Here is a 12,542-nt window from a genome sequence, read left to right on the forward strand (position 1 = left end):
GGTGGCCGCCGCCGCGTCGGCCGCCACCTGGCGCAGCAGGGCCTGCTGCTCGGCGGGCACGCCGTTATTGGCCAGCGCGGGCAGGGCCAGCGGCGAGGCGCCGGTGAGGGTGGTGTAGAGCATCAGCGCGGTCAGATAGGCGCCGGCCGGGGCGGAGTGGTTGCCGTCGCCGGCATGCAGAACCAGGGCCGGGTGGCGCTGCAGGGCGAGCTCCCAGGCCTGGCCGATCGGGGCCACGCAGGCCGGCTGCTGGCGCGCGATGCCGGCGTGCAGCGCGTAGATGCGCTCGGTCTCGGCCACACCCAGGCGGGGCCATTCCGGGAACATCACCGGCATCGCGCCGAGCTCGCGGGCCACCCGGATCAGGCTCTGGGCCACGCTGGTCGAGTAGCTGTTCTGGCCGGTGGTGCTGTACTTCTGCGCCTGCAGCACCAGCACCGTCCAGCGCCGGCCGCGCAGCAAGGCCATCGAAGCGGCATCGGCCAGCCGCTGGTCGAGGAACATCCAGCCCGGCGCCTCGGTGGCGGCCACGCTTTTGCCGGGCAGGCCGGCGCGCAGCAAGGCCTCCAGTTGCCGGGGCAGGGCGTTCAGCGAGGTGTGGCTGTTGCCCATCATCAGCAGCGTGATGTCGGCATCGGCGGGTGCCGGTGCCGTCGGCTGCTGCTCCGGGTCGACCGGCGCCGGGCCGCCGCCGCCGCCACCGCAGGCCAGCGCGCCCAGCGTCGCGGCCATCAGGCTCAGCCGCAGGCACCAGCTGCGTGAACCGCCATCGTGATCGTCCCGCACCCAGGCCTCCTGCCAGCGGCCGCCGAGCCCGTCCCGGCAGCCAACCTTCAGTAGGCCGCGAGCCGGGCCGGAGCCACAAGCCCGGTCCGCTCCAAACCCTGTCCAAAAAATATTTCTTATGGCCCGACAAGCACTTGCGTGCGTCGCCGGGTTCAGCGCGCCTGCATCAGATCGGCCACGGCGGTGTGGGCCAGCTCCACCCAGGCGCAGCCATCGGCGGCCAGCGCGAAGCTGGCCCGCTCCGGAAAGCTGCCCAGCGCATGGCTGCTGAGCAGCTGGGCCGGGCGCTCGCCGGCCAGATCGAGGCGGCGGAAATACTCGGCCTGGCTGCCGCGGGTCAGCAGCACCAGCCCCTGCGGCCCCAGCCGCCAGTCCAGCAGGGCTTCGCCCTCCGGCACGGCGGCCGCCATCGGCTGCTCGGGCCCGCCCGCCAGCGGGCGCCGGCGCAGCTCGTGGCTGAAGCGGGCCTGGTAGAACAGGGCGCTGCCGTCGGCCGTCCACTGCAGTGCCGGGCCGGGTGGCCGCTCGGTGTCCAGCGGCGTGGCGGCCGGGCTGCCGGCCAGGTCGAAGCGCCAGAGCTGCCAGCGCCCGCCGCGGTCGCTGGCCACCCAGACCTCGCTGCCGCTCGGATGCCAGCTGGGCCGGCCGTACTGCGCCGCGTCGGCCGCCAGCGGCCGAACTTGCCCGCTGGCCACATCGAGCAGGCACAGGCCGGCTCGCTTGCCGGGCCCGCAATTGCCGAGAAAGGCCAGCCGCTCGCCGCCCGGCGAGGCGGCCGGCGCGGCGGGCTGGAGGTCGAGCTGGGTCAGCCCCCGAGTCCGGCCGTCTTGGCCGCCTCGGGGCTCGGAGCGCCACAGCTCGGCCCGGCCGGAGCGTGCCGAGACAAAGAACAGGCCACCGGTCGCCGGATCGGCGGTCGGGGCGCGGTCGTTGACCACCGCGCCGGGCAGGCGCTGCGGCTGCGCGCCGGCGCCCCAGTCCAGCCGTGCGATGCCGATGTGCGAGCGCATCAGCGCATAGACCAGCGGGCCGCCGGCGCTGCGCAGTGGCGCGCTGCCCTCCAGGCCCAGCGGCAAGGCCTGCCCGGTCTCGCGCTGCCAGCGCATCAGCACCCGGCTGTCCTGCCAGGTCGTCGAGAAGATCAGGTCGCGGCCGTTCTCGGCATGGGTCAGGCCATGCAGCGGGTACAGGCGCAGCTGGCTCAGGCGCTGCACCCGGCCGTCCAGGCCGGTCTCGTAGAAATCGCGGCTGCCGTCGGCCGGATCCTGGCGGGCGAACACCAGACGCCGGCCATCGGGCGACCAACTCGGCTGGTGGTCCGGCATCGCGGCCGGCGGGGCGCTGCTCAGGCGCCGCAGGCCGCTGCCATCGGGGGCCACCAGGAACAGGCCGCCGACCCCCTCGGCCTCGGCGCTGAAGGCGATGCTGCGGCCGTCGGGCGACCAGGCGACGCTGGGCGTGAACAGCGCGCTGCAGCGCGCCAGCGCCTGCGTTCGCTCGCTCAGGCGGTAGACCCGGAGCTGGCACTGCCCGTCGGCGCTCGCGGCGATATAGGCGATGGCGCTGCTGTCCGGTGACCAACTCAGGCCCTGCACATCCAGGCCCTCGGGGCTGAGTGCCTGCGGCGCGGCGTCCAGCTCGGTGGCCGGGCGCAGATACAGCCGGCCCCCGCCCTGGCCCTGCCACCAGGCGAAGGCCAGCAGCCGGCCGTCGGGCGAGAGCTGGCCCAGGTATTCATAGCCGGGCTGGTGCGTCAGCGGCCTGGCCTCGGGCAGGGCTGCGGGCGCCATGTCGCCCGGCCGCAGCCACCAGACGGCGAGGAGGCCGGCCAGCACCAGCAGGCCGGCCAGCAGCGGCCAGCGCGGCGCGGGCAGTGCTGTCGTCGGCGCGGGCGCTGGGATCGGCGGTGCCATGACCTGCGGCGGCGGCAGCGCACGTACCGGCGCGATCAGCCGGTAGCCCTTCTTCGCGATGGTCTCCAGATAGCGCGGCGCTTCGGGGTCGTCGCCCAGGGCCTGGCGTATGGTCCAGACGGCGGTGTTGATGGCCTTGGGGGCGACGAAGCGGTTGCCCTGCCAGATCGTGTCGATGATCTCCTCGCGGCCCACGGTCTCGCCGGGCCGGCTGGCCAGCAACACCAGCAGAGCCATGGCCTTGTGGCGCAACGGCCGGACCTCGGCGCCGCGCTGCAGGCGGTTGCCGGCGGCATCGACACGCCAGTCGCCGAGCTCGAAGATCTCGCGGGTCGGGTCCATGGGTGAATCAGCGCTGGCGATTCGTCAACCGGCGCAGCGCCAGCCAGGCCGCCAGCGCGGTGAAGGAGGCGATCAGCAGCAGCATCAGCCAGAAGCCGTGCGCATGATCGGCCAGCGGGATGCCGCCGACATTCATGCCCATCAGGCCGGCGAACAGATTGATGGGCAGGGCCAGCACGGTGACCATGGTCAGCGTGAACAGGCTGCGATTGTTCTGCTCGGCCACCTGGGAGGCCGACTCGTCCTGCAGCAGCTTGACCCGCTCGTGCAGCGAGACGATGTCGCGCAGCGCCACCGCGAACTCGTCGTTGACGCGGCGCAGCCGGTCGCGCTCCTCGGCATTGAGCCAGGCCGGCGGGTTGGCCAGCAGGCGCAGCAGCGCGCCCGGCTCGGGCGCCAGCAGACGCTGCAGCCGCACCGAGAGGCGGCGCAGCCGCGCCAGCTCGTCGCCGCCCTGCAGCTTGTTGCGCCGTGCCAGCATCGCGTCCTCGATATCGTCGACCTTGTCGCTGGCGCTGCGCACGATGTGCTGCAGCTCGTCGGCCTGGTCGCTGAGCAGATGCTCCAGCAGGGCCACCGGGCTGACGATCGCGTCGCCGGCGCCGACCGCGCGGCGCAGCCGGTCCACCGAGCGCAGCGGCTGCACCCGGGCGCTGACCACCAGGCCCGGCTCCAGACTCAGCCACAGGGTCGCGACGTTCTCGGGGTCGAAGGAGAAGTCGAAGGTCACATCGTTGATCACCGCCATCAGCCGCTCGCCCAGCCGCGTGATGCGGGTCGAGCGTGAGCCCTCGCGCAGCGACTGGTGGAAGTCGTGCGGCAGGCTGGTGTGGGCGCGCAGCCAGCCATGGGCGCTGGTATGGGTCAGGTTGAAATGCAGCCAGATGAAGTCGGCCTCGCTGGCACTCGCGCCGCGATGCAGCCATTGCTGGGCCGCCTGCGTGTCCACGGGCCGGGCCGGCTGGCCGGCCTGGAACAGATAGCCGCAGATCAGGCCGTGGTCGTCGGCCGGGGTGGCGAAGCTTGCGGTGGGCGTGTTCATCGTCAGTCGCGGGGCTGAATGGTCGGCGCATCATAGTGACAGGCCCGGTGCTGCGGCCGTCGTCAAAGCGTCACGCCGGCGTCATCGCCCTGGCATCTGCGTCGGCGCCAATGGCGGCCATGCGCATGCCGCCGGGTTTTCATCTGCTGATCGCCGCGCAGTTCGCCTCGGCGCTGGCCGACAACGCGCTGCTGATCGTCACGATCGCGCTGCTGCACGAGCAGGGCCTGCCCGCCTGGTGGGCGCCGCTCCTGAAGTTCTCGTTCACGATTTCCTATGTGCTGCTGGCGCCCTGGGTCGGGCCGCTGGCCGATGCGCTGCCGAAGGCGCGGCTGATGGCCTGGATGAACGGGGTCAAGATGCTGGGGCTGGTGGCGCTGCTGGCCGGACTGCATCCGGTGGCGGCCTATGCGGTGGTGGGTCTGGGCGCGGCCTGCTATGCGCCGGCCAAGTACGGGCTGGTGACCGAGCTGGTGGCACCGCGCCAGCTGGTGGCGGCCAACAGCTGGCTGGAGGTGTCCATCGTCGGCGCGGCGCTGCTGGGCACGGTGCTGGGCGGGGCACTGGTCAGCGAGGGGCTGCGCGCGCTGCTGGCCTCGCTGGTGGCGCTGCCGGGGCTTGCGTCTTCGCTGAGCGCCTCGCTGGCCTTGTTGCTGCTGCTCTACGGCCTGGCCGCCGTGGCGCAGCTGGGTGTGCCCGACAGCGGCGCCCGCTATGCCCGCAGCGCCAGCCTGCGGCCCGTCGCGCTGCTGCGTGATTTCGTGCGCGCCAACCGGGCGCTGTGGCGCGATGCCGAGGGCGGCGTGTCGCTGGCGGTGACGACCCTGTTCTGGGGTGTCGGTGCGACGCTGCAGTTCGCGGTGCTGCGCTGGGCACAGCAGGTCTTGCAGCTGGGGCTGGATCGCAGCGCCTATCTGCAGGCGGTGGTGGCGGTCGGCGTTGTGGTCGGCGCTGCTGCTGCCGGGCGCTGGGTGCCGCTGACGCGGGCGCTGCGGGTGCTGCCGCTGGGCGTGCTGCTGGGCCTGCTGATGGCGGGGCTGGCCTGGGTCGATGCCTTTGCGCTGGCCCTGCCGCTGCTGGCCCTGGTCGGCGCGGTCGGCGGCCTGCTGGTGGTGCCGATGAATGCGCTGCTGCAGCATCGCGGCTACCAGCTGCTGACGGCCGGGCGCTCGATCGCCGTGCAGGGCTTCAACGAGAACCTGAGCATCCTGGGCATGCTGGCCCTCTATGCCGGCGCGCTGGCACTGGATGCGCCGCTGCTGCCGCTGATGACGGTGTTCGGCAGCCTGATCGCGCTGGTGATGCTGGCGCTGATGCGCTGGCGCCGGGCCTCGATCGGGCTTCAGCAACCGGGTTGAGCGGCCGCGATGTCGGCGCGCGCCGGAGCGGCGGGCAGGGCCCGGCCGTCGATCACCGCCGCGTAGATGTTCTCGACATTGGCGACGATGCCGGCCCAGCTCTGCGCCTCGGCGGTCAGCCGGGCGGCCTGGCCCATCGCCCGCAGCGCCGCGGGCTCGCGTGCCAGCTCGGCGGCCTGGTTCAGGAACTCGGGGCCGTTGCCGAAGGGTGCCAGCAGGCCGTTGTGGCCGGGCTTGATCAGCTGGGAGGCGGCCGCGTAGTCATAGGCCAGCACCGCCAAGCCGCTGGCCATGGCCTCGGGCGTGACATTGCCAAAGGTCTCGGTGATGCTGGGGAAGATGAAGGCGTCGGCGCTGGCGTAGTGGGCGGCCAGGTCCTCGCCATGGCGCATGCCGGCAAAGATCGCCTCGGGCAAGCGCTCCTGCAGCTGCTTGCGCGCCGGCCCGTCGCCGACCAGCACCAGGCGCGCGCGCGGCTGCACCTGGCGGAAGGCCTCGAAGGCCTCGGCCAGCGTGGCCAGGTTCTTCTCGGCCGCGAGCCGGCCCACATGCAGGACCACCGGATCGTCGGCACCGGCGCCCCAGCTCTCGCGCAGCGCGGCGCTGCGCCGCAGCGGGTTGAACAGCGCGGTGTCGACGCCGCGCGCCACCACGCTGACGCCTTTGAAGCCCAGCTCGTCGAGCTGCTGGCGCAGGCCGGCATCGGGCACCATGGTGCACTGCGTCTTGTTATGGAATTTGCGCAGATAGACCATGATGGGCTTGTGCAGCCAGCCGACGCCGTAATGCTTGCTGTAGGCGTGGAAGTTGGTGCGGAAGTCCGAGCAGATCGGCAGCTTCAGATAGCTGGCGGCCTGCAGCGCCGACCAGCCCATCGGGCCCTCGGTGGCGATGTGGACGATGTCGGGACGCCGCAGCGTCCACAGATTGACCAGGCTCTTCTTCGAAGCCACGCCCATGCGCAGATGCGGGTAGCGCGGGATCGGCAGGCCGCGCATCAGCACCTCGTGGAAGCGCTCGTCGTCGCCATCCGACTGCTCGCCCTTCAACTGGCGCGGCCGCACCAGCTGCACCGCATGATTGCGCGCCCGCAGGCCCTCGACCAGGCAGGCGATGGTGCGCGCCACGCCGTTGACCTCGGGCGGGTAGGTTTCGGTGACGATGGCCACGCGCAGAAAACGCTGCAGCGGCGGGGCCTCGTCGACCTCGATATCGGTGTGCGCGGGCAGCCTCATGCTGCGCATCATCGGCGGCGATTGCGGCGCTTCGATGACGGCGAGATGACGGTTCAGCGCGGCATGGCTGCCGCCGGCCGCTCGTACAGCACATCCGGGCAGCGCTCCTCGTTGCCGCTGCCATCCGTGAACGCGATGGCCACGAAGCCGAAGCGCTCGTAGAAGCGCCGCGCGCCGAGGTTTTGCTGGAAGGTGTAGAGCCGCAGATCCCGGGTCTGGCCGGCGATCAGTGGTCGCAGCAGGGCCGAGCCTATGCCCAGGCCGACCCAGGCGGGGCGCAGATAGAGATGGTCAACCCACCGGCAGGCATCGCCCTCGGTGCTTGCGATAAAGCCAAGCAGCTCGCCACCCTCCTGCGCCACCGTGACCTGGGCCGATGGCAGCAAGTGCTCGCGCATCCAGTGTTTCACTTCCTCGTCGCTGTGCGCCAGCGGCGCATAGGGCAAGAAGTGCCGGCGCGAGCACAGATAGAGCTGAGCGATCTCGGCGGCATCGGCCGGTGTGGCGGCGCGCAGGGCGATGTGGCCGTTCATTCAGTCCGGCGGCGCGAAGCGTGCATCGACGTAGACCCAGGCCTGCCGCCCTGAGGAGAGCTTGGCCAGCACCCGCTTGTAGGCCGAGACCTCGTAGCGGTCGGCGCTGGCCAGCTCGGCCTCGCTGATCTCGAACACCGTGCCCGGCACGCGGCTGGCCGCATCGCCGTTGAACTTGACGATGGGGTGGTGGGTCTTGCCGCTGGTCGCGATGACCTCCGGATCCTCGATGCGCAGCATCGCCATCTCGAACTCGACCAGATCATCCGGTCGCCCGCCCAGCCGCCGGCCGAAGGTGGACAGCTGGACGTTCTCTTGCTGCAGCGTGCCGTAGGAGAAGAGCAGGGGCATGGTGGGTGGTGGCTGTTCGGTTTGATGGCGCGGTGGTAATCGGTCACTGCGGCTTCGGGAAGCGGCTCAGATGCTCGTGAATGATACGAAGCTGGCCGTCTTCTCCCTTCAGCAAGACACGGCTGCCCCGGCCCTGGATGCGGAAGTCGCGGCCGTCCTGCGAGCCTTCCCAGTTGTAGGTATAGGTGGCCGTCGCGCTGAACTGATCGGTGCTCAGAACGACGATGTCCGACAGATAGAAGCGTGTCTTCCTGACCCCGGGCGTGCCGCACCATGTTTTCTCGAACACGGCCTGGATCGCCGCGCGGCCGAGGAAGTCACCATCGTTGAAGCGGAAGAATGCCCGCTCGTGAATCATCTCGCGGATCAGATCGAAGTCCTCCTTCATCGCGAGGTCCTCGAAGCGGTGCAGGAATTCGATCACGGTGTCGACGGGGATCGGGTGCTGCATGCGGGCATCTCCTGGACGGTGGCGGGTTCGATGAACCGAGGAAGGCTTCGGAGCGAATGGCCTAGCCTGGGGGCTTTGCCGCCAAACGCTTGTGTCGCATGGACCGCGCAGCGAGGAAAACGATCAACGCCAATGCCCAGCAAAAGACGGGCATGCCCCAAGGGCCAAACCCCTGATGGAGAAGAGAGCTCAAAAGGGCGTGAGCGCCGTCAAACGGAGGGTGCGGCGGATCGAGGATCAGAACAGAGCCAAAGGCTGCCGATGCACCGGCAGCAACATACAGCGCCGTTTCCTGGCTGGTCGCACCTGGACGAAACCCGCGGGTCGTGACAGACCGATGAAACGGCTTCCTCGCGGTCCTGCTTCGCTCCAAGCACTCCCAAACAATGAAAGCAGCAAGAGCGCCGAGAGACAGGAAGAGGAAGAGATCTCCGGACATTGAAGTGCATTGCAGCCTCGTGCTGCCCCTCGTTACTCTACAAAGACGGCTGTGCCGCTCGCCGTCACCATCAACAAGCCATTGGTTGTTCCTAGCGACTCGTAGTCCAGCTTGACGCCGACAACCGCATTCGCGCCGATCTCGCCCGCCCGTCCTTGCATTTGCCGAAGTGCGAGAACCCTGGCCTGGCCGATTTCCTTCTCATAGGAACTTGCACGTCCACCGAAGGTATCTCTGAACCCCGCAGCAAAGTCCTTCAGAAAGCTTGTCCCCAGGATCATCTCGCCTGTGACGATGCCACAGTATTTTGTGATCCTGGTGCCCTCGATGGTCGGTGTTGTCGTCGCGATCATGTGAGTGACTTGCTCCCTGAAGCATGACGTGATTGATGTGGCGGCCAGCGCTCGGGCTCGGCTCTACTGCTGGGAAGTCACAGTTTAGGCGGACAACTTTTGACTGCAGCTCCCACCTAAGAGGGGGGAGGCCGGGCCAGGTCATGAACCGGCGATGCGGACGGCTGTTGATCGTCGTGCCCTTCATTGCTCGGCGCAGGCGATGCCGGCCCAGCCCGACCGTCACCCACATTTCACAAACCACCGTCACCATCCCGCCACGCCCGCGCTTGGCGCGCGGGGTCAACAGGAGCGACGGTGAAAGACTTTCTGAAGGCACTCGAGATCCAGCGCTGGGATGACCCCCGCTATTACCACCACAGCCGCATCAACCCGTCGCTGCACCTGCTCAGCGCGCTGAGCTGTGTGCTGGCCTATCTGATGCTGTTCAAGGACCCGGCGGTGGCCGCGCTGATCGGCTGGTTGGTGTCGATGACCAGCCGGCAGGCCGGCCACTTCTTCTTCGAGCCCAAGGGCTACGACCATGTGAACAAGGCCACCCACGAGCACAAGGAAGAGATCAAGGTCGGCTACAACCTGCAGCGCAAGGTGGTGCTGATGGCGCTGTGGGCCGCCTCGCCGCTGCTGCTCTATATCGACCCGACCCTGCTGGGGGCCTTCGAGCCGGCCGAGGCGCCGCTGGAGTTTGTGCGCCAGGTCGGGATGATGTGGTTGTGGCTGGGTGTGGCCGGCCTGCTGTTCCGCACTGTGCATCTGTTCATCATCAAGGATGTGCAGACCGGTCTGGTGTGGATGAGCAAGATCCTGACCGACCCCTTCCACGACATCATGCTGTACCGCAAGGCGCCGCTGCACCTGCTGCGCGGCGAGCTGATCGATCCGATGGGGCATGCCGCCGAGCGCGGCTGAGCTTAGGCAGAAACCTGGTCCTGGCTCTGAGTCGTGGTCGGGCGGGGCCCCGGGCTGCGGGCGGAAGCGTCCACGCCATGTCCTCCGGCCGCTGCGCGGCCTCCCCCGTTTACTTGCGTGGCCGCTCCCGCCCGCCGCCCTGCGTCGTCACCACTGATCAAAACCGCTCGGCCAGCATCTCCCTCAGGATCTGCCGCTTGATGGTCTTGTTGCTGAGTCCTTCGCCCTGCCACCACCAGCCGTCCTGCTGCATGCGGCGGGCGGCGGCCAGGCAGCGGCGGCAGACCTCGTCGAAATCGGCCTCGCTGTAGTCCAGGCTGAAGATCAGCCGGCCGCTGCCGACCCAGGACAACCACAGCCCCTGCTCGCGCAGATAGAACTGCAGCATCCAGTTGTAGCGCGAGGGCAGCTCGAAGGTCAGGGTCCAGATCGAGGACAGATGGGCGGCGCGCAGCGGCAGCCCGGCCTCGCTCATCAGGCGGTTGAAGCGCGCGGCGCGCGCGTCCTGCTGCGCCTCCAGATCGCGGTAGAGGGCCTGCACCTCGGGCCGCTGCAGATGATCGAGAAAGACTGACATCGCCCCCATCACATAGGGATGGGCGTTGAAGGTGCCGCGCGCGAAGCAGATGTCGGCTGGCCGCTCCTCGCGCCAGCGCTTCATCAGCGCGGCCTTGCCGCAGACCACGCCCACCGGCAGGCCGCCGCCCAGGCTCTTGCCGTAGGTGACCATATCGGCCTTGACGCCGAAGTACTCCTGCGCGCCGCCACGCGCCAGCCGGAAGCCGACAAAGACCTCGTCGAAGATCAGCACGATGCCGCGCTCGCTGCAGACCTGGCGCAGCTGCTGCAGCCAGGCGGTGTAGGCGGCGCGGTCAAAGCCGGCGCTGCGCGAGCTGTCCACCAGGGTCGAGTCGCCCGGCGCGCCGCGATTCGGATGCAGGGCCTGCAGCGGGTTGACCAGCACGCAGGCGATGTCGCGCCGCGTGCGCAGCACCTGCAGGCTTTTCTCGTCCATGTCCTTCAGCGTGTAGGTGTCACGCGGCGGCTGCGGGTTGCCGGGGCCGGGCTGCACGTCCTCCCACCAGCCGTGATAGGCGCCGCAAAAGCGCACCAGATGGCTGCGCCGCGTGTGATAGCGGGCCAGGCGCACCGCCTGCATCACCGCCTCGGTGCCCGACATATGAAAGCTCACCTCGTCCAGGCCCGAGATCGCGCGCAGCCGTGCGACGTTCTCGGCCACCACCGGGTGGTAGGCGCCCAGCAGCGGCCCGAGCTCGGCCACCCGCGCGCCGCCCTCGGCGATGCTGCGCTTGTAGAACTCGTGGCCGAACAGATTGACGCCGTAGCTGCCGCTCAGGTCCCAATAGCGCTGGCCGTCCAGATCGATGAGGCGGTTGCCCGCGCTGGCCTGCATGAAGCTGCCCAGCTTCAGGTGCTCGCGCAGATAAGGGCTGAACTGGAAAGGCACGCGATAAGCGCCGGTGAACTGCAGATCGGAGATCGCCTCGCGGGCCTGGGCCGTCAGCGCGATGCTCCGGGCATGACGGCTGTTGAGCTCGGCAGCCAGTGCGGCGAAGCCGGCGCGGCGCGTCGCCTGCACCTCGACGGGGGCCGCGTCGGCGCCGAAGAAGCGTGCCTCGTCATAGGCATAGCCGGGCAGCAGGCCGGCGACGCGCTTGGCCATGCGCGAATGGCCGGCCAGCGAGCGGTGCTTGGCACGCGAGAGCTGCAGGCGCTGGCGCGCGCGCGGCAGCGCCGCCACCAAGGCCAGCGCGGCGGCGGCCACCAGGGTCAGCTGAAAAACGGGCAGGGTTTCAATCATCGCGGCTCACCATCGAGATGTCACAGAGGACGGGCAGACTGCATCTGTAACCCAGGCTCTTGACTCCTTGATGAAAGCCATCCAAGCCGCCGCCACCCGCTGGCGCGACCGCCTGCTGCTGCAGGAGGACCTGAACTTCCTGCTGACCAACCGGATCCCCCGCATCGCGGTGAGCCGCTGGATGGGCCGCTTCAGTCGCATTGAGAGCCCGCTGCTGGCGCGGCTGGCTATTGCCGTCTGGCGGCTCTTCACCGAGCTGGACCTCAGCGACGCCAAGCACAGCCGCTTTCACAGCCTGCACGACTGCTTCATCCGCGAGCTCAAGCCCGGTGCACGGCCGCTAGCTCCCGAGCCCGGCGCGCTGGTGAGCCCCTGTGACGCCATCGTCGGCGCCTGCGGCCGGGTCGAGGCCGGCCGGCTCTACCAGGCCAAAGGCTTTCCGTACCGCATCGAGGATCTGTTCGGCGATGCCGCGCGCGCCGCGCCCTATCGCGATGGCAGCTTCGTCACCTTGCGGCTGACATCGGCGATGTACCACCGCTTCCATGCGCCGGCCGATCTGCGCATCGAGCATGTGACCCATATCGCCGGCGACACCTGGAACGTCAATCCGATTGCGCTCAAGCGCATCGAGCGCCTGTTCTGTCGCAACGAGCGCGCCGCGCTGCATGCCCGCCTGGCCGATGGCCGGCCGATCGCGCTGGTGCCGGTGGCGGCCATCCTGGTGTCCAGCCTGCGTCTGCATGCGCTGGACCTGCTGCTGCACACCGGCTATGCCGGCCCGCATGAGCTGCCCTGCGATGCGAGCTATGCCAAGGGCCAAGAGATGGGCTGGTTTCAGCATGGTTCGACCATCATCGTCTTCCTGCCGCCGGGCCTGGCGCTGCGGGTAGGTAGCGGCCAGCGCTTGCGCATGGGCCAGCTGCTGGCCTCTTGAGGCCGAGGCCAGCCCCCCCGGGAAACAAGGCTTGATTCTTGCGGCCGGGCATAGCATGCTCGGGCCGAGGT

At 69.4% G+C, this 12,542-nt stretch carries 12 protein-coding genes; 3 read left to right on the forward strand and 9 right to left on the reverse strand.

The genetic code is table 11. The features are described 5' to 3' along the window. From PO768_RS03455 to PO768_RS03465, 3 genes are all read right to left on the reverse strand, one after another. On the reverse strand, positions 1 to 786 hold a 786-nt coding region (locus tag PO768_RS03455), incomplete at its 3' end, for a hypothetical protein (protein WP_272644905.1). A gap of 152 nt (positions 787 to 938) precedes the next feature. Then, a complete protein-coding gene (locus tag PO768_RS03460; RefSeq protein WP_272644906.1) occupies positions 939 to 3,041 on the reverse strand; it encodes a winged helix-turn-helix domain-containing protein in 2,103 nt (700 codons plus the stop codon). A gap of 7 nt (positions 3,042 to 3,048) precedes the next feature. After that, entirely contained in the window at positions 3,049 to 4,083 is a 1,035-nt protein-coding gene (locus PO768_RS03465; protein WP_262970221.1) for a transporter, read from the reverse strand. A gap of 119 nt (positions 4,084 to 4,202) precedes the next feature. Here PO768_RS03465 and lplT point away from each other — a divergent pair, with 119 nt between their 5' ends. Further along, positions 4,203 to 5,441, forward strand: a complete 1,239-nt coding sequence (gene lplT, locus PO768_RS03470; RefSeq protein WP_272644907.1) for a lysophospholipid transporter LplT — start codon at positions 4,203 to 4,205, stop codon at positions 5,439 to 5,441. On the opposite strand, the gene PO768_RS03475 is transcribed toward lplT, so the two are convergent. The 5 genes from PO768_RS03475 to PO768_RS03495 all read right to left on the reverse strand — a co-directional run bounded on the left by PO768_RS03475 (position 5,426) and on the right by PO768_RS03495 (position 8,803). Beyond that, positions 5,426 to 6,676 (reverse strand): glycosyltransferase family 4 protein, encoded by a 1,251-nt coding sequence (locus PO768_RS03475; RefSeq protein WP_272644908.1) that lies wholly within the window; start codon positions 6,674 to 6,676, stop codon positions 5,426 to 5,428. The two genes, lplT and PO768_RS03475, sit on opposite strands and share 16 nt — an antisense overlap. Before the next feature lie 53 nt (positions 6,677 to 6,729). Then, positions 6,730 to 7,209 carry a GNAT family N-acetyltransferase gene (locus tag PO768_RS03480; RefSeq protein ID WP_272644909.1) on the reverse strand — a complete coding sequence of 160 codons (480 nt, stop codon included), beginning with the start codon at positions 7,207 to 7,209 and terminating at the stop codon, positions 6,730 to 6,732. Further along, positions 7,210 to 7,560: a gamma-glutamylcyclotransferase family protein gene (locus PO768_RS03485; RefSeq protein ID WP_272644910.1), complete on the reverse strand. Its 351-nt coding sequence runs from the start codon at positions 7,558 to 7,560 to the stop codon at positions 7,210 to 7,212. 43 nt (positions 7,561 to 7,603) lie between these two features. Next, positions 7,604 to 8,011 carry a YybH family protein gene (locus PO768_RS03490; RefSeq protein WP_272644911.1) on the reverse strand — a complete coding sequence of 136 codons (408 nt, stop codon included), beginning with the start codon at positions 8,009 to 8,011 and terminating at the stop codon, positions 7,604 to 7,606. Between the two features lie 471 nt (positions 8,012 to 8,482). After that, positions 8,483 to 8,803, reverse strand: coding sequence for a heavy metal-binding domain-containing protein (locus tag PO768_RS03495; protein ID WP_272644912.1), 321 nt, complete (start codon positions 8,801 to 8,803; stop codon positions 8,483 to 8,485). A 297-nt stretch (positions 8,804 to 9,100) separates the two neighbouring features. Between PO768_RS03495 and PO768_RS03500 the strand changes: the two genes are divergently transcribed. Then, positions 9,101 to 9,712: a hypothetical protein gene (locus PO768_RS03500; protein WP_272644913.1), complete on the forward strand. Its 612-nt coding sequence runs from the start codon at positions 9,101 to 9,103 to the stop codon at positions 9,710 to 9,712. Between the two features lie 157 nt (positions 9,713 to 9,869). Here the strand turns inward: PO768_RS03500 and PO768_RS03505 are convergent, their stop codons facing one another. Beyond that, complete coding sequence (locus PO768_RS03505) at positions 9,870 to 11,534, reverse strand: aminotransferase class III-fold pyridoxal phosphate-dependent enzyme (protein WP_272644914.1); 1,665 nt, start codon at positions 11,532 to 11,534, stop codon at positions 9,870 to 9,872. A 70-nt stretch (positions 11,535 to 11,604) separates the two neighbouring features. Here PO768_RS03505 and asd point away from each other — a divergent pair, with 70 nt between their 5' ends. Then, complete coding sequence (gene asd / locus PO768_RS03510; RefSeq protein WP_272644915.1) at positions 11,605 to 12,471, forward strand: archaetidylserine decarboxylase; 867 nt, start codon at positions 11,605 to 11,607, stop codon at positions 12,469 to 12,471. Positions 12,472 to 12,542 lie beyond the last annotated feature (71 nt).

The organism is Paucibacter sp. XJ19-41 (assembly GCF_028462495.1).
Taxonomy (GTDB): domain Bacteria; phylum Pseudomonadota; class Gammaproteobacteria; order Burkholderiales; family Burkholderiaceae_C; genus Roseateles_E.